Origin of the sequence: Paeniglutamicibacter sulfureus, assembly GCF_030512175.1 — a bacterium.
In the GTDB taxonomy this organism is placed as follows: Bacteria; Actinomycetota; Actinomycetes; order Actinomycetales; family Micrococcaceae; genus Paeniglutamicibacter; species Paeniglutamicibacter sulfureus.
Map to the genome: position 1 here is coordinate 1,592,219 of NZ_JAULBL010000002.1, position 22,239 is coordinate 1,614,457.

Genomic DNA, 22,239 nt, shown 5'->3' on the forward strand with positions numbered 1-22,239 from the left:
AGTGCTTGCGTCAAACGTAGCTGACGTTAGTTGGTGGCGCCGAACCAGGTCTCCTGGTACCTAGCCAGCGAACCGTCATCGGTCAGGCGCTTGAGGGTGGTGTTGACCTTCTCCAACATCACGGTTCCACCCTTGGGCACGGCAATGCCGAGCTGTTCACCGGTCTTGAAGTCGGCGACGCGCTTAAGCGTCGGGTCATCCTTGATGGCGTAGCCCAGGACCGACTGGTTCCCCAAGGTGGCAACCGTGGTGCCGGCCTTCAAGGATGCAATCTGAAGCCCCGAGTCCTCGTAGCCGATGGCGTCAAGGCCGTTGTCCGTGGCGTACTTCGCACCCGTGGTGGCCTGCTGGACGCCGACCTTCTTGCCCTTGGCCGATTCAATGTCGGTCACGCCGGAACCTTCCTTGGCCACCAGGGTGAGGTCGTCATCCATGTACGGCGTGGAGAAATCCATGTTGCCCTTGCGTGCCTCGGTGATCGACAGCGAGGAAATCGCAATGTCGCACTGGGTGCGGAAGAGGCCCGACTCGATGGAATCGAAGCTGGAATCGATCACGTTGAGTTCAAGGTCCAGGTCCTTGGCGATTTCCGCGGCAATATCCATGTCGAAGCCGACGTTCTTGCCGTCCTTGACGAACTCGAATGGCTCGTAGGGGATGTCCGAGCAAACGGTCAGCTTGCCGGCGTTGAGGACGGTCAGGGCGTTGGCGTCCGATGAAGCAGCGGGGGTCTCGCTGCCGCCGCAGGCGGTCAGGGCAAGTGCGCCCACTGCCGCCACGGCCAGGGACTTGAGTACGGTTGATGAAATCCGCATTGGAGTGTGATCCTTCTCTAGGTGATCGCTCGCAGGGTTTGCGTTGGAGATCATTCTAACCGCAAGCGCAGACCCATGAGATGTGCCTCACAGGCTACAGACTATTTCTGTGGGTAAACAAGCGCCGTTGTGCAATTGTTGTCTTGGGCGTCCCGGACCCACTAAAGACCCAAGGCCTCGCGCATCGGACGCATCTTGGCCCAGGACTCGGCAAGCTCTGCCGCCGGATCCGAGGCAGCCACGATGCCGCAACCCGCATAGAGACGGATGGAAGTCGGGGATTCAATCACCCCGCCACGCAGGGCGATGCCGAATTCACCGTTGCCGCGCGTGTCGATCCAGCCCACGGGGCCGGCATACGGTCCGCGGTCCATGCCCTCGAGTTCACGCAGGATCACCCCGGCTGCCTTGGTGGGGGTGCCGCACACCGCCGCGGTGGGATGGAAGACCTCCGCCAGATCCAGCATGCTGGGCACCGAACCGTCCGCCCGGGCGGCCAAGGTCGCCTTCACATCCGAGGCCAGGTGCCAGACGTTGGGAAGCTGCAGGACGAAGGGCTCGTCCGGTGCGTCCATGCCGGAGGAGAGCGGGCCAAGCTGCTCGGTTAGCGAGTCGATGGCGAGCTGGTGCTCGTGACGCTGTTTCTCGTCCTCGAGGAGCATGCGGTGGGCATAGTCGGCGTCTCCGCTCGGCGCGGTGGCGCGATCCAGGGTGCCGGCCAGCACGCGGGCCTCGGCGATGTCACCGCGCACCCGGACCAGCATTTCCGGTGTCGCACCAATGAGCCCGTCCACTGAATAGGTCCAGCAATCGCTGTAGCGAAGGGCCAGTTGGCGCAATACCTGGGCGACGGCGATCGGCGAACCAAGCTCGGCGACGGCGTCGCGGGCAAGGACCAACTTGGTGATGCTGCCGGATTCGATGACCGAGACGCCCTTGCGCACCGATTCCAGGTACGATTCCTCGGAAATCTGGCCGGCCACGAGCCGGTCGATGCCGGTGCCCAGTTCGTGTTCCGGGGAGTAGTCCTCCAACAGCGCCGCCAGTTCCGCCTCGGCCGCTTCCACGCTCAGCTCGGCCGCGGGGTCTGAAACCGTGTAGGTGATCCAGCTGCAGGCATCGTTGCGGCCCACCACGATCCTGGGAACGATCAGCCGGGAGACGTAGGAACTGCTGAACGAGAAGGCGAAGGTGCCGTAGGCGATTAACCCGGTGCCGGCCTGGTTCACATTGTCCTCGACCTCGGAGGCTGCTGCCACGGCATCCCACCAAGCACGTGCCTCGGCGAAGCGCTCGGGACCGGAGGCCTCAAAACGCGCGACCTGGCCGAATCCAACGGTTCCCTCGCCCCGGCGGGACCACACCAGGGAATCGTCGCGGATGACGTAGTCGAGCAGGCCGTGTTCGCTCATGGCCGGTCGCTGGATGGTGATCGAGCGCAACTGCGGGGCTGCGCCCGGGGCAGGTGCCCCCAGAACGGCGGAAAGTTGGGAAGTCATGATCTGCCTAGCTTACCGCCGGGAAACGACCTCCATGCAGGCACCGTGTCGCTGCTCACGCGGCTGGCGTCCGAGGAGCGTTTTCCCCTATCCGCGGAACTTTGCGACAATGAAACGGTGAGCCGTGCATCGCTGGAAAAGCGCCCCGAAGAAGTCCAAGCCATGTTTGATGATGTTGCCGCACGTTATGACGTGATGAACGACATCCTGTCCATGGGCCAGACCCGCCGCTGGCGAAAAATCGTCGTCGACGCGGTGGGTGCCAAGCGCGGCCAGCGGGTCCTTGACCTCGCTGCCGGAACGGGCACATCCTCGGAACCATACGCGGACGCCGGCATCGGCGTGGTCGCGTGCGACTTCTCCCAGGGCATGCTCAAGGTCGGCAAGCGCCGCCGCCCCGACATCGACTTCGTGGCAGGGGACGCCACCAACCTCCCCTTCGCGGACAACAGCTTCGATGCCTCCACCATCAGCTTTGGCCTGCGCAACGTCAACGAGCCGAAGAAGGCGCTGGCGGAGATGCTGCGCGTGACCAAGCCGGGCGGGACCCTGGTCATCGCCGAGTTCTCACACCCCACCTTTGCGCCGTTCCGCACCGTGTACACCGAATACCTGATGCGGGCGCTTCCGCCGGTGGCCAAGAAGATCTCTTCGAACCCCACCGCCTACGTCTACCTGGCGGAATCCATTCGCGCCTGGCCAGCCCAAGACGGGCTGGCTTCGTGGATCGAGGACGCCGGCTGGGAAGCATGCCGCTACCGCAACCTCTCCGGGGGTATCGTGGCAGTGCACCGGGCCACCAAACCACTGGCCTAGTCCCGCGCTCCGGGCCGCCGCACGGGGCATCCGACCTGCCACCACCGGGCACAAAGGCCGTCCGGGCAGTGAATGGCGATAGAGTGATCCATGTACTAGAGCAGCTGGTGCAAACCGACCAGCACCCAGATTCGGCCACATGCCGCGGCTGGAGCCGACCGTCGAGAGATAGTAAGTCTTAGAACAGTGACCGATTCCCAGACAAACTGGACAGCTGCCGGACACGGCGTGCACGACTCCTTTGATTTGAACCCCGAGACGGGCGTGCTGGCTGCGGCCGTCAACCTCCCCGGCGGCTTTGGGCTGATTGCCCAGGATCCCGAGTTCGGCCCGGCCATCGCCACCGGCCTGGCCAAGGTCGAAAAGCTGTTGCGCGACGCCATCGCCAACTCCGATCCGCTGATCGATGCCACCAGCCGCCACCTGGTCGAGGCCGGGGGGAAGCGCATCCGGCCCCTGCTGGTGATCCTCACGTCCCTGCTGGGCGAGGGCGTGACAGAGGACGTCATCAAGGCCGCGGCCATCGTGGAATTGACCCACCTGGCCACGCTTTACCACGACGACGTCATGGATTCGGCGCCGCTGCGCCGCGGGGCACCCACGGCCCACGAGGTCTGGGGCAACTCGGTGGCGATCCTCACCGGCGACCTGATCTTTGCCCGCGCCTCGGTGCTCGGCGCGGAGCTGGGCCCCGAGGCCGTGCACATGCAGGCACGCACCTTCGAACGCCTGTGCCTGGGCCAGTTGCACGAGTCAGTGGGACCGCGCGAGGGTGAAGACCCGATCGAACACCACCTGAACGTGATTTCCGACAAGACCGCCTCGCTGCTGGCGACCTCCGGTGCCTTCGGCGCGCTCTTCGGCGGGGTGGAGAACTTCGTGGAGGTACTGCGTTCCTACGGCGAGAAGGTAGGCGTGGCCTTCCAGGTGGCGGACGACGTCATCGATGTCACCGGCGCGCAGATCCGTTCCGGCAAGACGCCGGGAACCGACCTGCGCGAGGGCGTGCCGACGTTGCCGATCCTGCTCATGCGGGATGCCGCAGCCGCCGGCGACAAGGATGCCGCCGCCGTGCTGGAGCTGGTTGACGGCGACCTGGCTGAGGACGCGGCCCTGGCCCGTGCAGTGGAAGCCGTTGCCGGCAATCCGGCCACGAACCAGGCGTGGGGCGTGGCCCGGCAGTGGGCGGATGCCGCCATCGAGGCCCTGGCCCCGTTGCCCGAGGGTACCGTCAAGGAATCCCTGGCAGCGTTTGCCGATGCCGTGGTGACGCGCGAGCTTTAGGGCACGCGCACTAAAAACCTAGAAACGGAACCGTTCGGGGCCCTGGCCCCACAGGTCTCCCTCGCCAAGGGCCGCCCGCAACTGGGCGGCCTTTTGTGCGCGTTCGGTCGGAGGGACGGCATGGCGCAGGTGGCCGTAGAGGTTGTCGTCGGGGAAGCGCGGGAAGACGTGCTGGTGGTAGTGCCACACATGCTGGTTCCCTGCAGGTTCGTTGTGCTGCCGGGTGCTGGTTCCCTCGGGGTTCCACGCCAGCTTCATGGCCAGGGCAATGCGCCTGGTTTCCAACATGATCTGCGCTGCAACCTCGTCGGGAAGGTCGTAGAGCGCCTCATGGTGGTCCGCCGGGATGACCATCGCGTGGCCCCCGTAGGGCCCAAAGCCGTCGCACGCCATGATGACGGCGACGGCCTCGGTGCGGTAGATCAGGTCACTTGGAACGCAGCGGTTGCCGGGGGAGAGGTCGCCGCCGGCAAGCAGCTCGCAAAACGGGCAGAGGTAGTCCTGCGGAGCGTGCGACTTCCACAACCCGTCCATTAAACCGGCGTTAGTTGTTCAGCTCGGGGGAAAGTTCGTCAAAGACCCAGCTGAACATGTCCAGGACGTATTCGCTGAAGGTGCCTTCTTCGGACTTCCAGATGCCGCGGGCGTTCTGGCGGCGGTACACGATCGGGTCCGGGACCTCGAGCTGGTCCACGCGGATGCCCCACACGTATTTTTCCTCTTCGTCCTCAAGGAACAAGAGGTAGCCGTCCTCGATCTCCAGCTCGTCCGGGTCAAAGAAGTAGTGGTAGGCCTCCATGAGGTCCTCGCAGCCGCCCAGCGCCAGGTAAAACTCGCGCAGCACCAGGGGGATCGGGGAGGGGACCCCGGACAGTGCGTCATCGAGCTCGGACTCGGTGAGTCCGTCCTCGACTTGCCACTCGTCCTCAAGGTACAGCGGAACCAGCGAACGGAACTTCTCAAGGAACATTTCAGCCATGCCATCCATCCTATCGGGCGGTCCGCTAGTTCAAGTCCATGGCAGTGAGCGCGAGCCACAATTGCACGCGGTCGGCGGTGGTCGTTGGATCGTAGCCGGAGAGTTCACTGATCTGCTGCAGCCGGTATCGGACGGTATTGCGGTGCAAACCCAAGGCATCGGCCACTGCTCCGACGCTTCCGTCGAGTTCCAGGTAGCTGCGCAATGTGCCCAACAACTCGGCCGAGTGCTTCTTGTCGAAGATCTGCAGCGGTTCCAGGGCTTCCTGCGCCAGGGCATGCAGCGGGACGTCGCGGGCAGCGAGCAGCAGGGACGTCAGCGAGAGCTTGGAGGGGGTGTTGATGCGGTCTCCGTGGCGCAGGGCCTCGATGGCCTCGAAAAAGCTCCAGCGCAGGCCGTTGGGTTGGGCGTAACCGCCGCCGAAGCCCACGCGCGCCCCGATGCCGGCACCTTGGAGGTACCTATCGATCCCGTCGGCCAGCTCGGCACCATCCTGCAGCGCCACCACCAGCGCGAGGCGGCCATCGACGACGGCCGAGACGACATGCTGGAATTGCGGCGGAATGGGCAGGGTGCGCAGTGCCTTTTCCTGTCCCGGGGCCGCGGCCACCAGCACCACCGAGTGAGGCTGGCCGGGATCGATGCCGATTCCCTGCAGCCGGGCGTTGGCCTCGGAACCCGTGAGGGTTCCGGCCAAAAGGTCCGAGAACGCCAGCCCCGCGACCAGCCGGGTGGATTCGCGCAGCCGCGCCTGGTTGGCCAATTCCAGCCCGATCAGGCCCTGGGCGTAATCCACGAGTCCGTCGTGTTCGCAGGGCTCGGCCAGATGCAGGGTGCACTTGTCCCGAAGGCCGGTCGCGATGGGCACTTCGTGCCAGGATTCGCCACCCAGCTCCGGCCCGTGGATCCGGGCGGCGAATTGCGTCAGTGCCACAGCGGTGCCCAGCATGCGGGAGAGCTCGCGCAACATGGCCCGCAACCCGCCGGTGAGCAGCGTGGAAGCCAGTCGCTGGTGGCCCTTGAGGAGCTGTTCCAGCCGCTGTAGGTGGTCTTCGTTCAGCGCATCGGCAATGAGCTTGGTGATGGCCATGAACGGGGTTTCGTAGGGAACCTCAAAGACCGGCAGCCCCAGCTCGGTGGCCCTGCGGATCACCGCCGCGGGCACGCTGCGGTGGCTCAGACCGGTGCCGTAGCCCAGGGCGAGGGCACCGGCGCCGTGCACCGTCTGGACGAAGGATTCCTGGTTGGCGATCGTGGTTTGCCGCAGGCCGGTGGTGAGCACGATGGCCCCGGTGGTCAGGAACGGCGAGGGATCGCGCAGTTCGGTGACGGCCGCCCATTCGATGGGGGTTTGGCCCACGCCGGAAAAGTCCGTGTGGGCCCTGAGGCCCAGGTTTTGGGACTCAAGAAGTTTCAGCAGCGTGATGGCCATGCACCAATACTATGAAACATTTTGTGCATTAGTACGACGGACAGCACCCGAAACGGGATATGAAAACGGCCAACACCTATAGTCAGGTCGAGTTTTGGGTTAACGTAGGTGCATGACCACAGCATCTTCGGGCGGGACGCCACTGGCGGCACCCGTGGGCAGGGAAACCTTCTCCTCGCGAAAACTCTTCATTCTTTCCGCCATCGGCTCGGCCGTCGGCCTCGGGAACATCTGGCGCTTCCCGTACATCGCTTACGAAAACGGCGGTGGCGCCTTCCTGATTCCGTACCTTGCCGCACTGCTGAGCGCGGGCATCCCGCTGCTCTTCCTCGACTACGCAATCGGGCACAAGTTCCGGGGATCCGCGCCGCTGGCCTACCGACGCATGCACCGCGGCGCCGAGGTCCTGGGATGGTGGCAGGTACTCGTCTGCTTCATCATCGCCATCTACTACGCGGTCATCATTGCCTGGGCCGCGATGTACACCTGGTTCTCGGTGACGCAGGCCTGGGGCGACGATGCCGGCTCCTTCTTCACCGGCGAATTCCTCGGGGTCTCCGAGACGGTCAACGTCGGCTTCAACTTCGTGCCCGGTGTCTTCTGGCCGCTGCTGATCACCTGGATCGCCGTCATCGGCATCATGGTCGCCGGCGTGCGCAAGGGGATCTCGCGGGCCAACGGCTTCTTCCTGCCGCTGCTCGTCGTGATGTTCGTGTTGCTGGTTGCCCAGTCCCTTTTCCTGCCTGGTGCCATCGATGGACTGAACGCCTTCTTCACCCCGGACTGGGCCGCACTGGGCGACCCGGGCGTGTGGGCGGCAGCCTATGGCCACATCTTCTTCTCGCTCTCGGTGGCCTTCGGCATCATGGTCACCTACTCCTCCTACCTCAAGCGCAAGACCGACCTGACCGGTTCGGGCATGGTCGTCGCGTTCTCCAACTCGGCATTTGAGATCCTCGCCGGCATCGGCGTCTTCGCCGCGCTGGGCTTCATGGCTTTCACCGCCGGCTCGGCCGTGGGCGACGTCGCGGTGCCCGGCATCGGACTCGCCTTCATCGCCTTCCCGACGATCGTCTCGGAGGCACCGCTGGGTGGGCTGATGGGCGTACTCTTCTTCGGTTCCCTGGTCTTCGCCGGGATCACCTCGCTGATCTCCATCCTCGAGGTCATTGTCGCCGCGGTGCAGGACAAGATGGGCTGGCCGCGCGTGAAGGCCTCGCTGGCGGTCAGCATCCCGGTGGCGTTCATTTCGCTGCTACTCTTCCCGACCGCCACCGGCCTGTATCTGCTTGACACCTTTGACGCCTTCGTGAACAGCTTCGGCATCCTGGCCGGCGCGCTGGTTGCCGTCATCCTGGTTGCCTGGGTCCTGCGCAAGCTGCCCATGCTCTCGGACCACCTGAACAAGGTCTCCTCGGTGCGCATGCGCACCGTCTGGATCGGCCTGGTCGCAGTAGTGGCGCCGGTGGTGCTGGGCTACATCCTGATCAACGAGTTCATTTCGAAGATCGGGACAACCTACGAGGACTACCCGGCATGGTTTGTCGGCGTCTTTGGCTGGGGCATGGCCGCCGCGCTGGTTGTCGTGGCCGTGGTGCTCACGCTCATCCCGTGGAGCCCCAAATCCAAGCTGCACCACGACCCCGAATACGCGGCACTGATCGCCGCGGAAGAAAAGGAGGAAGGACGATGACTCCCATCGCAATCACCTTTCTGGTGATCTCCATCCTGACAGTGTGGGGCGGGCTGGGGCTCGCCCTGGTCAACCTGGCCAGGCACCCCGAGGACGAGGGCCGCCTGCCCCAGGAAAACGCGCCGGAACTCTAAGGACTCCGACGTGTAGCCATACGTCAATCCATTGATCGGTCCGTTGCGGCAGCAGGATTTTCCTGCAGCCGCAACGGACCGATCGTGCTTAAGGGGAGAGTCCGATCCCGCCTGTGCACTTGCACTGGAATCCGGGATTCCGACTGTGCCAAATTCACTGGCGGGCGCTGTTGCGCGCGGCATAGGCTACTGGGTAGTAAAGACCACCAAGACACCGGGTTCCATGGTGCCCCCGGTGCCGGGACCGCAGTGGTCCCGGCACCGGGAGCCAGGTCCGGGAAAGGACCGAACGTTCATGGGCATCACCTACCGCATCGAGCAAAAGCGACACATCAACGGCGCATTCCCCGGCCCCAAGTCGGTGGAGCTCGCGGCCCGCCGCACCAACGCCGTCGCCCTGGGCGTGGCATCGGCCATGCCCGTTTACGTGGCGGACGCCGACGGCGGCATCATCGTGGACGTCGACGGCAACGCGATCATCGACCTGGGATCGGGCATCGCGGTGACGTCCGTCGGCGCCTCCAACGAGAAGGTCGCAGCAGCCGTCGCCGCACAGGCGGCCCGCTTCACCCACACCTGCTTCATGGTCACCCCGTACGAGGGCTACGTGGAGCTGGCCGAGAAGCTTGCCGAGATCAGCCCGGGCACCCACGCCAAGAAGGCCGTTTTCTTCAACTCCGGTTCCGAGGCCGTGGAGAATGCCATCAAGGTGGCCCGCGTGGCCACCGGCCGCACCGCGGTGGTCGCCTTCGACCACGCGTACCATGGCCGCACCAACCTGACGATGGGCCTGACGGCCAAGGCAGCGCCCTACAAGCGCGGCTTCGGCCCGCTGGCATCGGAAATCTACCGCATGCCGATGAGCTACCCCTTCCGCGAGGAAAACCCGAACATCTCCGGCAAGGAAGCCGCAGAGCGCGCCATCCTGGCCATGGAGAAGCAGATTGGCGGCGACCAGATCGCCGCCATCATCATTGAGCCCATCCAGGGCGAGGGCGGCTTCATCGTCCCGGCGGAGGGCTTCCTGCCGCGCCTGGCCGAGTGGGCCAGGGAACAGGGGATCGTCTTCGTCGCCGACGAGGTGCAGGCAGGCTTCTGCCGCGCCGGCGCCTGGTTCGCCTCGGACATCGAGGGCATCGTCCCGGACATCATCACCGTGGCCAAGGGCATTGCCGGCGGCATGCCGCTCTCGGGCATCGTGGGCCGGGCCGACCTGCTGGACTCGGTCCACCCGGGCGGCCTGGGCGGCACCTACGGCGGCAACCCGGTTGCCGTGGCGGCGGCGCTGGAGACCATCCGCTACATGGAAGAGCATGACCTGGCTTCCCGTGCCCGTGAGATCGAGGAACAGTTCTTCACCCGCATGCGCAAGCTCCAGTCCGAGGTATCGGTCATCGGGGATGTCCGCGGACGCGGCGCCATGGTGGCCATCGAGCTCGTCAAGGCCGGAGGCACCGAGCCGGACGCGGAGATCACCAAGAAGATTGCCGCCGACTGCCTGGCCGAGGGCGTGCTGATCCTCACCTGCGGCACCTACGGCAACGTCATCCGCCTGCTTCCCCCGCTGGTCATCGGCGACGAGTTGCTGGCCGAGGCGTTCGAGGTGCTCGAAAAGGCCATCCGCGCCAACGTCTAGCCCATGCGCTAGCGCAAGACCGGGAAAGGAGCCGGAAAGTTGTCCAGTTCACGTGGACAACCGACCGGCTCCTTTCTTCGTGCCCGGGCCCGGCGGACACAACCGAGGCGGCTCGGAAACGGAGGGGCGCCCGGCACGTCTTGCGACGTCGACGCTCCCGGGAATGGAGTCCCTATGCCACCTTGACGGGCACGATGCGACGGGGCAAGCGCGCCATGTCGATGCACAGCAGGATCACCGCGACCCAGACCAGCGAGAAGCCGATGAGGCGCTCCGGCGGCATGGGTTCCTTGAAGACCACCAGCGCCACGACGAACTGCAGGATGGGGGCCAGGAACTGCAGGGTGCCGATGGCGGTCAGGGGCAGGCGGCGAGCGGCAGCCCCGAAGAGCAGCAACGGAACAGCGGTGATGATCCCGCTGGAGGCCATCAGCCAGAAGTGCGCAGGTCCGGAGGAAAGCACCGTGTCGGTGTTCGTGGCCACCAGCCATGCCATGAACCCGAGGGCCGGGAGGGCCAGGATCGCGGTCTCCATGCTCAGTGAGGTCAGCGCGGTGGCGGTGCGGCCCACCCGGTTCTTCACGAAGCCGTACAGGCCGAAGGAGAACGCCAGCACCAGCGCAACCCAGGGCACGTTGCCGTAGGCGAACGACAGCGTCGTGACGGCGGCAAGGCCGAACCCGATGGCCACCCACTGCATCCGGCGCAGCCTTTCCTTCAGGAAGAGCACACCCAGGGCGATCGACACGAGGGGATTGATGAAGTACCCCAGCGCGGCTTCCGCCGCGTGACCGTTGAGCACCGCGTAGGTGTACGTCAGCCAGTTCACCGCAATGAGGACCGAAGCCACGCACAGGCGTGCCATGGCCCGGCGGTCGCGGCCCAGCGCGATGAACCGACGCCAGTTCCTGGTCGCCAGCAGCAGGACCGCGCAGAAGACCAGCGAAAAGACGATGCGCCCGGCAACGATTTCCACGGGGGAGGCGATGGCAATGGTGAGGAAATACAGCGGAAGCATTCCCCACAGGCCGTAGGCGCCCAGGCCCTGGAGCAATCCCGCGTTGCGCTCGTTTGCGGGGGCGCTCGAAGCCGCGGTGGTCGTCGTGGCCGGGGAGGGCGTAGGGGTCATGGTCTCTTCAACCGGGATTGCATGGTTTCCATTCCGGGTGCGCGTGCACGCTGGTCGGGGATCGGTGCGCGGCCTGCGCGCCGAACCGAGCCTATCGCGGGACCGAACTCCCCGGATGACGGGCCGCTCGGGCCCGGCATGCCGGGGGCCTGCATCATGCGGATCCGGTCCCGGGGAGCGTGAGCATGCGCACACCGGTTCACGTTTAGGGGCCGTGGCCAATTAGACTAGCGTGGCGTGCGCTATTTGTGCGTCCCATGATCATTCTCCGGAAGGAACCCCTCGTGTCCGATTCAGCAGTTCGCCCGCTCCGTGTCGCCATCATCGGGGCAGGTCCGGCTGGCGTCTATGCTGCCGACATTCTCACCAAGGCGGAGCGCGAATTCGAGGTGAGCATCGACCTGCTCGATGCCTACCCCGCGCCCTACGGCCTGATCCGCTACGGCGTGGCCCCGGACCACCCGCGCATCAAGGGAATCGTCAATGCGCTGCACAAGGTCCTGGACCGCGGGGACATCCGCTTCCTGGGGAACGTGACCTACGGACGCGACCTGAAGCTGCACGACATCCGCGACATGTACGACGCGGTCATCTTCGCCACCGGTGCCATCAAGGATGCCCGCATGGACATCCCGGGCATCGATCTGGAGGGGTCCTTCGGGGCCGCGGACTTCGTTTCCTGGTACGACGGGCAGCCCGACGTGCCGCGCAGCTGGCCGCTGGAGGCCAAGGAAATCGCCGTCCTGGGCAACGGCAACGTGGCCCTGGACGTGGCCCGCGTGCTCTCCAAGCACGCCGAGGACCTCCTGGTCACCGAGATCCCGGAGAACGTCTTTGCGGGCCTGAAGAATTCTCCGGTCACCGACGTGCACATCTTCGGGCGCCGCGGGCCCGCCCAGGTGAAGTTCACCCCGCTGGAGCTGCGCGAACTGAGCCACAGCCGGGATGTCGACATCGTGCTCTATCCGGAGGACTTCGAGTTCGACGAGGCCTCCGATGCGTTGATCAAGTCCAACAACCAGGTCAAGACCATGGTCAACACGCTGACCAACTGGATCGTGGAGGAACAGGACACCGGCGCCTCGCGCCGCCTGCACCTGCACTTCCTGCACAACCCGATCGAGGTGCTGGGCCAGGACGGCAAGGTCGCCGGCATCAAGTTCGAGCGCCAGGAGCTCGACGGCACCGGCAACGTGCGGGGCACCGGCGAATTCATCGACTACCCGGTCCAGGCCGTGTACCGCGCCATCGGCTACCTCGGCTCCGAGCTCGCCGAGCTTGAGTTCGACGACAAGCGCGGAGTCATCCCCAACGAGGGCGGCCGGGTGCTGGACGCCGCCGGCTCCCATGTGCCGGGGCTCTACGCCACGGGTTGGATCAAGCGGGGCCCCGTGGGCCTGATCGGCCACACCAAGGGCGATGCCCTGGAGACCATCGGGAACCTGTTGGAGGACCGACTGTCGTTGCCGGTTGCGTCAAACCCCGACGAGGACGCGATCATCAAGTTGCTGGAGTCGCGCGGTGTTGAATACACGACCTGGGAGGGCTGGAAGAAGCTGGACGCGCACGAGATTTCCCTCGGCATCGCAGCGACCCCCACGCAGACCTCCAACGGACCGGTCGACCGGGCCCGAATCAAGGTCGTGGAGCGCGAGGAAATGGTCAGGATCTCCCGGGACTAGTTCGCCGGGCTAAGCTGTACCTGGGCAGGGACCCGTATTTTTCGAAGTAGCGGAAAAGGCGGGTCCTTGTTCTTCTTAACTTTCGGTCCCGGATCGACGACAAAGCGGCCCGCCCTCCCGAAGGAGGACGGGCCGCTTTGTCGTCGTTGAGATGCCAACGGTGGCAGGTTAGGCCTTGCCGGCCATTTCCGCGGCGCCGTCGGTGGAGCCGGCAACGCCTGCAGCGTAGGCGTTGCGCAGGATCAAACCGAGGTTCGCATCGACGTTGGTCCAGTACTGGAAGAAGCCTTCGCGGATGGACTCGATGGTGATGCCCTGGCACTGGCCCAGCAGGGTCGCGTGGAAGCGCTCCTTGGCAGCTGCATCGTAGACCTCGCGGTACAGGGTGCCTGCCTGGCCGAAGTCGTCGTCCTCCGAGCGCAGGGTCTGCGCGGAGCGGACCATTTCGCCGTCGGTTTCCCAGCCGCCCTCGCCGGCGCGCTCGGGCTGTGCAGCCGGGCCGCCGAAGGAGTTCGGGGTGTAGACGCGGGCGTCTGCGTCGTTGAAGTGGTACTGCATGGAGCCCTCATGCATGTAGTTGTTGACCGTGGCAGCGTGCGGCTGGTTGACCGGCAACTGGTTGTAGTTGGTGCCGATGCGGTTGCGCTGTGCATCCGGGTAGGAGAACACGCGGGCCATCAGCATCTTGTCCGGGCTGATGTCGATGCCCGGGACCAGGTTCGACGGGGAGAACGCTGCCTGCTCGATCTCGGCGAAGAAGTTGCGCGGGTTGCGGTTCAGCGTGAAGTGGCCAACCGGGATCAACGGGTAGTCCGCGTGCGGCCAGACCTTGGTCATGTCGAACGGGTTGAAGCGGTAGGTCTTGCCCTCTTCGTACGGCATGATCTGGACCTTGACGTCCCAGGTCGGGAAGTTGCCGGCCTCGATGTTGTCGAACAGGTCGCGGCGGTAGAAGTCGGCGTCGGAGCCTGCAAGCTTCTCGGCCTCTTCGTTGGACATGTTGTGCACGCCCTGGCGGGAGTGGAAGTGGTACTGCACCCAGAAGCGCTCGCCCTCGGCGTTGATCCACTGGTAGGTGTGCGAGCCGTAGCCGTTCATTTCGCGCCAGGAGGTCGGCAGGCCGCGGTCGCCCATCAGGTAGGTCACCTGGTGTGCGGACTCGGGGGAGTGGGTCCAGAAGTCCCACTGCATGTCCGCGTCGCGCAGCCCGGAGGCGCCCATGCGCTTCTGCGAGTGGATGAAGTCGGGGAACTTGAGCCCGTCGCGGATGAAGAACACCGGGGTGTTGTTGCCCACGACGTCGTAGTTGCCCTCGGTGGTGTAGAAGCGAAGTGCGAAGCCGCGCACGTCGCGCCAGGTGTCAGGGGATCCCTGTTCGCCGGCGACCGAGGAGAAGCGCAAGAGCGTCTCGGACTTGGCGCCCGGCTGGAAGACGGCTGCACGGGTGTACTTCGAGACGTCTTCGGTGACGGTGAATTCACCGAAGGCTCCGCCGCCCTTGGCGTGCGGGTTGCGCTCCGGCACGCGCTCGCGGTTGAACGCGGCAAGCTTCTCGACGAGGTAGCGGTCGTGGAGGGCGGTAATGCCGTCCGGGCCGGAGGTCAGCGAATGGGCATCGCTGGCAACGGGGGCGCCGCTCTGGGTGGTGGTGAAGTTCTCGCTCAAGAGATTCTCCTTCTTCATGTGGGTTGGTAACTCTTCTGCCGGCTTCCCCGGCGGGCGGCTAGGCCGCGCCGGTTTTCCTGCAGTCTTCACAGATGCCCTGGTAAAGGACATCGGCAATCTGGATTTCCATGCCGTGGCTGTCCGAAGGGGTCAGGCAGGGGGCGTGGCCCACCGCGCATTCCACGTCTTCGATCCGGCCGCAACTGGTGCAAATGGCGTGATGGTGGTTGTCATTGACGCGGGTCTCATAGAGGGCCGCTGAGTGCGGCGGAGTGAACCGCCGCAATATGCCTTGTTCCGTCAGATCATTAAGCACGTTGTAGACGGACTGGATGGAAACATCCGGCAACGCCTGGTGGACCGCGGCGACAACTCTCTCCGCCGAGGAGTGTGGGTGGCTCTCCACGGCATCGAGCACGGCAAGGCGTCCGCGGGTAACCCGCAGCCCCAGCTCGCGCATCTGTGCCGAATAGTCCATGTGATCCATTCCACCGTCTTATTTTGAATATGTCAAGATAAGAGGACCGTGTCGTCGAGCATGTCGCTAGAGTCGCCGAGCATGTCGCTAGACTCAATCCGTGGCCCGACTCCTTGCCGACCTGACACCTTTGCGCCAAAGCCCGGCCTTCAAGCGGTTGTGGATCGGCAACACGCTTTCGGCGGTCGGCGGACAACTCACCCTCGTGGCGGTCAGCCTCGAGGTCTACGCGCTGACGGGCTCCAGCCTCTACGTCGGCCTGCTGGGCGCCTTCGCGCTGGTGCCGCTGGTGCTGACGGGCCTGTATGGCGGCTCCGTCGCCGACGCCCACGATCGCCGCAAGGTCGCGTTGGCCTCCGCCATGGTCCTGTGGGCAACCACCGCTGCCATTGCAGCCCAGGCCTGGCTGGGCGTGGACAACGTCTGGGTGCTCTACGGGCTGGTGGCCATCCACTCCGGTGCCGGGGGCATCAACCAGTCGACCCGCGGAGCCATCATCCCGGCGATCGTCGGGCTCAAGCTCCTGCCGGCGGCCAATTCGCTGAACATGGTCACCTTCGGCATCGCCCAGATGACCGGCCCGTTGCTCGGCGGGCTGCTGGTGGCCCAGATTGGCTTCGGCTGGACCTACACCATCGACGTGCTCACCTATGGCGCCGCGGTGTGGTCCGTCTACAAGCTGCCGGCACTGCCCCCGGAGGGCACGCCGGCCAGGGCAGGGCTGCGTTCGGTCATCGAGGGCTTCAGGTTCCTGGGCACCCAGCCCAATGTGCGCATGACCTTCCTGATCGACATCGCGGCCATGGTCCTGGCCGCACCCCGGGCGCTGCTTCCCGCCATTGGCGCAGTGCTCATTGGCGGCGGTGAACTGACCATGGGCGTTCTCCTGGCTGCAACCGCCATGGGCGCGTTCCTGGCGGGACTGTTTTCCGGGCCCGTGGGACGGATCCACCGCCAGGGCGCGGCAGTGTTTCTCTGTGTATGCGCGTGGGGTGCGAGCATCGGGCTTTTCGGCATGGTCGTCATCCTGGCCGCACGCAGCCCGGTCCCGTTCGACGGCTCGGCCGGTGCCTGGCTCTGGCCCGCGGCCGCCTGCATGGCGCTGGCCGGCGTCGCGGACGCCGTTTCCTCGGTCTTCCGCACCACCATCCTGCAGACCGCCACCCCCGACCACCTGCGCGGGCGCCTGCAGGGTGTATTCATCGTCGTGGTTGCCGGCGGGCCACGGCTGGGGGAAATGCTCTCCGGTTCGGTGGCAGGGGGCATCGGCGAGGGGTGGACCCTGCTGGCCGGCGGCATCGCCTGCATCGTTGCAGCAGCCGCATTGATGCGCTGGGAGCCGGGATTCCTGCGGTACGACGCGCGGCACCCAGCTCCCTGAGACCGAATCCCCGGCGGGAACAAAGCACGCTCTCAGGTGCGTTTACTAGACTGAATGCCAGACCCGGCCCCCGGCGGCCGGACCGTACCCCAAGGAGAGAAACACGGTGCACAATCACAACAACGGCCTGAAGACGGCGGGGTTGCTCGGCGGCATGTTCGCGCTGCTGCTGGCCATTGGCGCCCTGCTGGCTTCGGGGACCGGAAGCAGCAGTTTTATCTGGATCTTCGCCCTTATCGGCGTGGCGACCACCGCCTACGGATACTGGAACAGCGACAAGCTGGCGATCCGCTCAATGCAGGCCTACCCGGTCACCGAGGCAGAACAGCCCGAGATGCACCGGATCGTGCGCGAGCTCTCCATTGCCGCCCAACAGCCCATGCCGCGCCTCTATGTTTCGCCGACCCAAGCGCCAAACGCCTTCGCCACCGGGCGCAACCCGGAAAATGCCGCGGTGTGCTGCACCGAGGGCATCCTGCAGCTGCTGAACGAACGCGAGCTGCGCGGGGTGCTGGGCCACGAGCTCATGCACGTGTACAACCGCGACATCCTCACCTCTTCGGTGGCCGCGGCCGTCGCCGGAGTCATCACGTCCGTGGCCCAAATGATGCTCTTCTTCGGCGGCGGCGACCGCCGTAATGCCAACCCCCTGGCCATGATCGCCCTGGCATTGCTGGCGCCCTTGGCCTCCACCGTCATCCAGATGGCCATCAGCCGAACCCGCGAATACGACGCGGACGAGGACGGCGCCAAGCTGACCAACGACCCCCTGGCGCTGGCCTCGGCACTGCGCAAGCTCGAGAGCGGGGTGCAGCGCGCCCCGCTGCCGGCCGATGACCAGCGCCTGGTCAACACCTCGCACCTCATGATCGCCAACCCGTTCCTTGGCGGGGCCAAGAAGCTCTTCGCCACCCACCCGCCGATGGACGACCGCGTTGCCCGGCTGGAAAGGATGGCTGGCCGCTCGCTGGGCTACTAAGCGATCGCCCGCTTCCTTTCCCATGCCGGGCGTCAACGCAAAGGGAGGCTGTCATCACCGGCGAGTGATGACAGCCTCCCTTTGTCTGCGGCCGAATCTCGCCGCCGTGAAGTCCGTTTAGCGGAAGTTCACAAACTGCAGGTCTGCTTCCTCAAAGCCGCGCAGCAGAGTCATGGTGGCCTGCAGGTCGTCGCGGGACTTGGAAGACACGCGAAGCTCGTCACCCTGGATGGTGGACTTCACGCCCTTGGGTGCCTCGTCACGAATGAGCTTGTTGATCTTTTTCGCCACGTCCTGGGCAATGCCCTCCACAATGGAGGCCTCGATGCGGTATTCCTTGCCCGAGGGGAAGGGTTCGCCCGCTTCCAGGGACTTGAGCGAGATGTTGCGCTTGACCAGCTTGGACTGGAACACGTCGAGAACCGCCTTGACGCGTTCCTCGGAGTTGGCCTTCATCAGGATCTTCTCGCCGCTGAAGTCGATCTCGGCTCCAATGCCCTTGAAGTCGTAGCGCTGGACAATTTCCTTCTGCGCCTGGTTTAGTGCATTGGACACTTCCTGGCTGTCGACCTTGCTGACAACATCAAAAGTTGAATCGCTCGCCATGTGAGCCTCCTTGGGTGGTGATTGTGCTTTGCCTACAAGACTACCGGGGCACCGCAAAACCCCGGAAAACCCGGGGTCTGACGCGCCGGGAAACCCTCGATTTGCACTCTTGGGAAAACGTCATGTAGAGTTTCTACTCGTTCCGAAGGGAACAATTCGGCAGATTACCCGAGCGGCCAAAGGGGGCTGACTGTAAATCAGCTGGCAACGCCTTCACTGGTTCGAATCCAGTATCTGCCACCGAATGAATGAAGCCCGTGTTCAAATCCAAGAGATTTGGACACGGGCTTTTTCGTGCCCTGAACCCCCGATGGTGCAGGTGGGACCATTATTGGGCGAGGCGTATCAAGAGGTCGGGCGGCGGGAATTCCTTACTGGACGTGACCCACTCAACATCCAACGCAAATTTCCCGCCGCCCAAGTTTCAAGCGGCCATCTTTTCGTTCATCGGGACTACGTAGATGTCCCAGAGCAACATGATTGAATCCCTCGGGGCGGACAGCACCGCGTGGTAGTGCGCCCACTGCCATTCTGTGGCTCCATGGTCTTCCAGCGGCTTGGGAGGGCACGAACCGGGAGTCAGCCACCGCGTGCCGTTCCAGATGGCCTGTAGCGGTCCAACGGCCGTTGCCGCAGAGGTGGTGTCTTCCAAGGGGACGGGAAGGGAAACCTTTTCCTGGATCCGCAGCGCGGGTGCAACTGCGAAGGGCGTGGATTCAACGATGGCCAAATCCATGGGCAGTGCGTCAACGTAGCGCTCCGCCAGCAGCATTCCTTCGGAGAGTGCCTTGCGCCCGGATTCCCCGGTCGTTATCAGCAACAAGGTGCAGCGTGTCATGTCCGTGTTGGCAGCCGACCCGCAACGCGTCTACGCGGTCCGGGTCAGGATGCATCCTTCCTGTTATCCGTGGAATCCGGTGCGCCGATCGGGACACCGGGACTGGCCGGCGAACCGGGCGGGAGTACAGCTGCCCGCCTTTCGCCCGATGCTTTGGTGGATGGCTGCCTCCTGGGTTGGCCGTGGCCTTTCCTCGAGCATACGGCCGCGTGCGCACGGCCGGACGCCGGCCGACAAACTTGTGGATAACCTGGATCCGGAGGCGTGAAAACAGCAAGGGAAAGCCAAAAACGGGGTGCCGACTGCGGCGACTTCGGCATCTCGCGGTACCGTTGGTATATGGCTACTATCAATATCACCGAGTCTGAGTTCACGACGACGCTGGATGAGAATGACATTGTCTTCGTAGATTTCTGGGCGGAGTGGTGTGGACCGTGCCGCCAGTTTGCCCCGGTCTATGACGAGATATCCGAGAAGTACCCCGACGTTAAGTTCGCCAAGGTGGACACCGAGGCCGAACAGGGGCTGGCACGCGCTGCGAACATCACCTCGATCCCCACGTTGATGGCGTTCCGCGACAAAGTCCTGGTCTTCTCGCAGCCCGGCGCGATGAACGCCTCTCAGCTGGACGACCTCATCGTGGCCGTGAAGGGCATCGACATGCAGCATGTCCACGCGCAGATCGCCGAGCAAGAGGCGCAGGCCCAGTAGGCTTCCGCCGCGCCCTAGCGGCGTCGGTGGTCCATCGGCGCCAGGCGCGGGCCAAACGCCTGCTTGCGTTGCCCGGAAAGCCCGATCAGGCGCACCACGCGCTGGCGATGCCCGGTGAAGGGCGCCAGCAATTCGAGCATCCCGGCATCGTCGACCCGGCGACCGGTGAGTACCTGCCCGACGAAGGCAGCCAGGTGGAAATCACCCACCGAAACATGGTCGGCAGCTCCATGAGTGCGCTGCAGAACCTCGGCAATGCTCCACGGACCCACTCCGGGTATTGATTCAAGGGCGGCATGCAGGGTCCCGGCGCCCATGGCGTTCTCCCTCCTGGCACCCAGATCCATCAACGCCCAGCGCTCCAGGGCATTGGCCGCGGCCGCCGCCCGGCGTGCTGTCGCGGAGCGCTTCGAATCCACTCGCGCCTGGTGCCATTGCCACGGCTGCAGCGAACGGACTGCAGTCGGCGTCGGCGGCAGGCGCATTCCCGCCGGCGCGGGACCCGGCGGCAGGTCGCCGACGGCCAGGCAAAGGTGGCGCCAGGCGTAGTTTGCCTCGATCACCGTGACCTTTTGCTCGAGAATCGCCGGAAACAGGGCATCGAAGATACGCCCGGTGGACGGGAACCGCAGCCCCGGATTCGACTTTCGGCTCCGGAGCACGATCGGGTGCAGCAGGTTCCGGGTTTCCGCGGCGTCGAAGGCACTCCAGTCGTCGTACGCGCCCAACAGATGCAGTCCGCGCTCCACCGCGTGCGCGGCACCCGGTCCCCAGGCGCGGAGCAGGACTTCGGCGTCGATGCCGGCGGTGCGGGTGGCCAATAGGGTAACGGGACCGACCGGGGTGTGGAAGCACAACCAAGCGCCGTTTTCCGAGACCCGGGTGGCGGGGTCGCGGGCTCCGCGCTGCAGGATGCCCAGGGACTGGCGCAGGGAATACGGGCCGTTCGGCTTCCATGAAGCCTGTGCGTCGCATGCCGGCAGCGGGGTCGAAGGGGAATTGGGCATGCCTCAATACTCTCATCGGTGCCCCCGCCTCCAACGCATGAAGATTCACTACGAACGGCGTCCGGAATGTGACGCGCCGCCGGTAGAGTGATCGCCATGAAGTATGCGCGCACAATCCTGGACCTGATTGGGAACACCCCGCTGGTCAAGCTCAATTCGGTCACGGACGGCATCGAGGCAACCATCCTCGTCAAGCTCGAATACCTGAACCCCGGCGGGTCCATCAAGGACCGCATTGCCTTGAAAATGGTGGAAAACGCGGAGGCCGACGGGAAGTTGCTCCCGGGCGGAACGATCGTTGAGCCCACCAGCGGCAACACCGGCGTCGGACTGGCCATGGTCGGCCAGCTGAAGGGCTACAAGACCATCTTTGTCACCCCCGACAAGGTCGGCGAGGAAAAGCGCGACGTGCTGCGCGCCTATGGCGCCGAGGTGGTGGTGACCCCCACCGCGGTGGCCCCCGATTCCCCGGAGTCCTACTACGGCGTCTCGGACCGCCTGGTGCGCGAGATCGACGGGGCGTACAAGCCCGACCAGTTCTCCAACCCCGCCGCCCCGGAGAGCCACTACGAGACCACCGGCCCGGAAATCTGGAATGACACCGACGGCATGCTGAGCCACGTGGTCATCAGCGCCGGCACCGGCGGCACCATCACCGGCACCGGCCGCTACCTGAAGGAAGTTTCCGCCGACCGCGCCTCCGGCCCGGTCAGGATCATCGGCGCGGACCCGGACGGCTCGGTCTATTCCGGCGGCACCGGCCGCCCCTACTTCGTCGAGGGCGTCGGCGAGGACATGTGGCCGGGCAACTACGACCCGGCGGTGCCCGACGAGATCATCGCGGTGACCGACGCCGACGCGTTCGCCATGACCCGCCGCCTAGCCAAGGAAGAGGGTCTGCTGGTCGGCGGCTCCTCCGGCATGGCAGTGGTCGCGGCGCTGCAGGCGGCGAAGGACCTTCCCGCCGAAGCCATCGTCGTGGTGATCCTGCCCGACGGCGGCCGCGGCTACCTGGGCAAGATCTTCAACGACGCCTGGATGCGCTCCTACGGCTTCCTGCGCGACGACTCCGCCGACACCGTGGGCCAGCTGCTCTCCGCCAAGCCCGGCGACCTGCCCGACCTGGTGCACACGCACTTGAATGAAACCGTCCGCGACGCCATCGGCGTCATGAACGAATACGGCGTCTCGGCACTCCCGGTGCTTTCGGCCGAGCCCCCGGTCCGCCTGGGCGAGGTGCGCGGCTACATCGACGAGCGCACGCTGACCGAGAAGCTGTTCCGCAACGAGATCTCCCTCACCGACCCGGTGGGACCGCTGGTGACCACCGCGCTGCCGCTGATCGGCATCCACGAAACCATTGACCGCGCCAAGGAACGGCTCTCCGAGCACGACGCCCTGCTGGTCACCGACGACGGGGCGGCCGTCGGGGTCATCACCCGCCACGACCTGCTGACCTACCTCACCCACTAAGA

General features: G+C 65.1%; 21 protein-coding genes and 1 tRNA gene. 11 read left to right on the plus strand and 11 right to left on the minus strand.

Annotated elements, in window-relative coordinates:
* Positions 1 to 26 precede the first annotated feature (26 nt).
* Together Q2T94_RS13955 and Q2T94_RS13960 are read right to left on the minus strand one after the other, a co-directional pair.
* Positions 27 to 815, minus strand: a complete 789-nt coding sequence (locus Q2T94_RS13955; protein WP_302265091.1) for an ABC transporter substrate-binding protein — start codon at positions 813 to 815, stop codon at positions 27 to 29.
* 161 nt (positions 816 to 976) lie between these two features.
* Positions 977 to 2,314: an isochorismate synthase gene (locus Q2T94_RS13960; protein WP_302265092.1), complete on the minus strand. Its 1,338-nt coding sequence runs from the start codon at positions 2,312 to 2,314 to the stop codon at positions 977 to 979.
* A 117-nt stretch (positions 2,315 to 2,431) separates the two neighbouring features.
* Between Q2T94_RS13960 and Q2T94_RS13965 the strand changes: the two genes are divergently transcribed.
* Together Q2T94_RS13965 and Q2T94_RS13970 are read left to right on the plus strand one after the other, a co-directional pair.
* Positions 2,432 to 3,130 carry a demethylmenaquinone methyltransferase gene (locus Q2T94_RS13965; protein ID WP_264271417.1) on the plus strand — a complete coding sequence of 233 codons (699 nt, stop codon included), beginning with the start codon at positions 2,432 to 2,434 and terminating at the stop codon, positions 3,128 to 3,130.
* 186 nt (positions 3,131 to 3,316) lie between these two features.
* Entirely contained in the window at positions 3,317 to 4,414 is a 1,098-nt protein-coding gene (locus Q2T94_RS13970; RefSeq protein ID WP_264271418.1) for a polyprenyl synthetase family protein, read from the plus strand.
* Positions 4,415 to 4,432: 18 nt separating this feature from the next.
* Here Q2T94_RS13970 and Q2T94_RS13975 read toward each other — a convergent pair whose 3' ends face one another.
* The 3 genes from Q2T94_RS13975 to Q2T94_RS13985 are packed head-to-tail and all read right to left on the minus strand — an operon-like array spanning position 4,433 to position 6,825.
* Complete coding sequence (locus Q2T94_RS13975) at positions 4,433 to 4,948, minus strand: HIT family protein (protein WP_302265094.1); 516 nt, start codon at positions 4,946 to 4,948, stop codon at positions 4,433 to 4,435.
* 10 nt (positions 4,949 to 4,958) lie between these two features.
* On the minus strand, positions 4,959 to 5,393 hold the full coding sequence (locus Q2T94_RS13980; protein ID WP_302265096.1) for a hypothetical protein: 435 nt from the start codon (positions 5,391 to 5,393) through the stop codon (positions 4,959 to 4,961).
* 25 nt (positions 5,394 to 5,418) lie between these two features.
* Positions 5,419 to 6,825, minus strand: a complete 1,407-nt coding sequence (locus Q2T94_RS13985) for a PucR family transcriptional regulator (protein WP_302265098.1) — start codon at positions 6,823 to 6,825, stop codon at positions 5,419 to 5,421.
* Positions 6,826 to 6,937: 112 nt separating this feature from the next.
* On the opposite strand from Q2T94_RS13985, the gene Q2T94_RS13990 reads away from it, so the two are divergent.
* The 3 genes from Q2T94_RS13990 (at position 6,938) to gabT (ending at position 10,288) form a co-directional block, all read left to right on the plus strand.
* Positions 6,938 to 8,518, plus strand: a complete 1,581-nt coding sequence (locus Q2T94_RS13990; protein ID WP_302265100.1) for a sodium-dependent transporter — start codon at positions 6,938 to 6,940, stop codon at positions 8,516 to 8,518.
* Positions 8,515 to 8,652, plus strand: a complete 138-nt coding sequence (locus tag Q2T94_RS13995; protein WP_302265101.1) for a methionine/alanine import family NSS transporter small subunit — start codon at positions 8,515 to 8,517, stop codon at positions 8,650 to 8,652. The genes Q2T94_RS13990 and Q2T94_RS13995 overlap by 4 nt, the downstream gene beginning before the upstream one ends.
* Positions 8,653 to 8,947: 295 nt before the next feature.
* Positions 8,948 to 10,288: a 4-aminobutyrate--2-oxoglutarate transaminase gene (gene gabT, locus Q2T94_RS14000; protein ID WP_264271424.1), complete on the plus strand. Its 1,341-nt coding sequence runs from the start codon at positions 8,948 to 8,950 to the stop codon at positions 10,286 to 10,288.
* 172 nt (positions 10,289 to 10,460) lie between these two features.
* Here the strand turns inward: gabT and rarD are convergent, their stop codons facing one another.
* Positions 10,461 to 11,417, minus strand: a complete 957-nt coding sequence (gene rarD, locus Q2T94_RS14005; RefSeq protein WP_302265103.1) for an EamA family transporter RarD — start codon at positions 11,415 to 11,417, stop codon at positions 10,461 to 10,463.
* 284 nt (positions 11,418 to 11,701) lie between these two features.
* Here rarD and Q2T94_RS14010 point away from each other — a divergent pair, with 284 nt between their 5' ends.
* Positions 11,702 to 13,099, plus strand: a complete 1,398-nt coding sequence (locus Q2T94_RS14010; protein WP_302265104.1) for an FAD-dependent oxidoreductase — start codon at positions 11,702 to 11,704, stop codon at positions 13,097 to 13,099.
* 168 nt (positions 13,100 to 13,267) lie between these two features.
* Here Q2T94_RS14010 and Q2T94_RS14015 read toward each other — a convergent pair whose 3' ends face one another.
* Together Q2T94_RS14015 and Q2T94_RS14020 are read right to left on the minus strand one after the other, a co-directional pair.
* Positions 13,268 to 14,782, minus strand: a complete 1,515-nt coding sequence (locus Q2T94_RS14015) for a catalase (protein ID WP_372342959.1) — start codon at positions 14,780 to 14,782, stop codon at positions 13,268 to 13,270.
* Positions 14,783 to 14,822: 40 nt separating this feature from the next.
* Positions 14,823 to 15,251 carry a Fur family transcriptional regulator gene (locus tag Q2T94_RS14020; protein ID WP_264271428.1) on the minus strand — a complete coding sequence of 143 codons (429 nt, stop codon included), beginning with the start codon at positions 15,249 to 15,251 and terminating at the stop codon, positions 14,823 to 14,825.
* Between the two features lie 91 nt (positions 15,252 to 15,342).
* On the opposite strand from Q2T94_RS14020, the gene Q2T94_RS14025 reads away from it, so the two are divergent.
* Complete coding sequence (locus Q2T94_RS14025; protein WP_302265106.1) at positions 15,343 to 16,623, plus strand: MFS transporter; 1,281 nt, start codon at positions 15,343 to 15,345, stop codon at positions 16,621 to 16,623.
* Between the two features lie 106 nt (positions 16,624 to 16,729).
* On the plus strand, positions 16,730 to 17,602 hold the full coding sequence (gene htpX / locus Q2T94_RS14030) for a zinc metalloprotease HtpX (protein WP_264271430.1): 873 nt from the start codon (positions 16,730 to 16,732) through the stop codon (positions 17,600 to 17,602).
* 117 nt (positions 17,603 to 17,719) lie between these two features.
* On the opposite strand, the gene Q2T94_RS14035 is transcribed toward htpX, so the two are convergent.
* Positions 17,720 to 18,208, minus strand: a complete 489-nt coding sequence (locus Q2T94_RS14035) for a YajQ family cyclic di-GMP-binding protein (protein ID WP_264271431.1) — start codon at positions 18,206 to 18,208, stop codon at positions 17,720 to 17,722.
* 158 nt (positions 18,209 to 18,366) lie between these two features.
* Here Q2T94_RS14035 and Q2T94_RS14040 point away from each other — a divergent pair.
* Positions 18,367 to 18,448, plus strand: a tRNA-Tyr gene (locus Q2T94_RS14040).
* 184 nt (positions 18,449 to 18,632) lie between these two features.
* Here the strand turns inward: Q2T94_RS14040 and Q2T94_RS14045 are convergent.
* On the minus strand, positions 18,633 to 19,046 hold the full coding sequence (locus tag Q2T94_RS14045) for a hypothetical protein (RefSeq protein WP_264271432.1): 414 nt from the start codon (positions 19,044 to 19,046) through the stop codon (positions 18,633 to 18,635).
* Positions 19,047 to 19,385: 339 nt separating this feature from the next.
* Between Q2T94_RS14045 and trxA the strand changes: the two genes are divergently transcribed.
* Entirely contained in the window at positions 19,386 to 19,757 is a 372-nt protein-coding gene (trxA, locus tag Q2T94_RS14050) for a thioredoxin (protein ID WP_264271433.1), read from the plus strand.
* A gap of 14 nt (positions 19,758 to 19,771) precedes the next feature.
* Here the strand turns inward: trxA and Q2T94_RS14055 are convergent, their stop codons facing one another.
* Positions 19,772 to 20,764: a DNA-3-methyladenine glycosylase family protein gene (locus tag Q2T94_RS14055; protein ID WP_302265109.1), complete on the minus strand. Its 993-nt coding sequence runs from the start codon at positions 20,762 to 20,764 to the stop codon at positions 19,772 to 19,774.
* 96 nt (positions 20,765 to 20,860) lie between these two features.
* On the opposite strand from Q2T94_RS14055, the gene Q2T94_RS14060 reads away from it, so the two are divergent.
* A complete protein-coding gene (locus tag Q2T94_RS14060) occupies positions 20,861 to 22,237 on the plus strand; it encodes a cystathionine beta-synthase (protein WP_302265110.1) in 1,377 nt (458 codons plus the stop codon).
* Positions 22,238 to 22,239 lie beyond the last annotated feature (2 nt).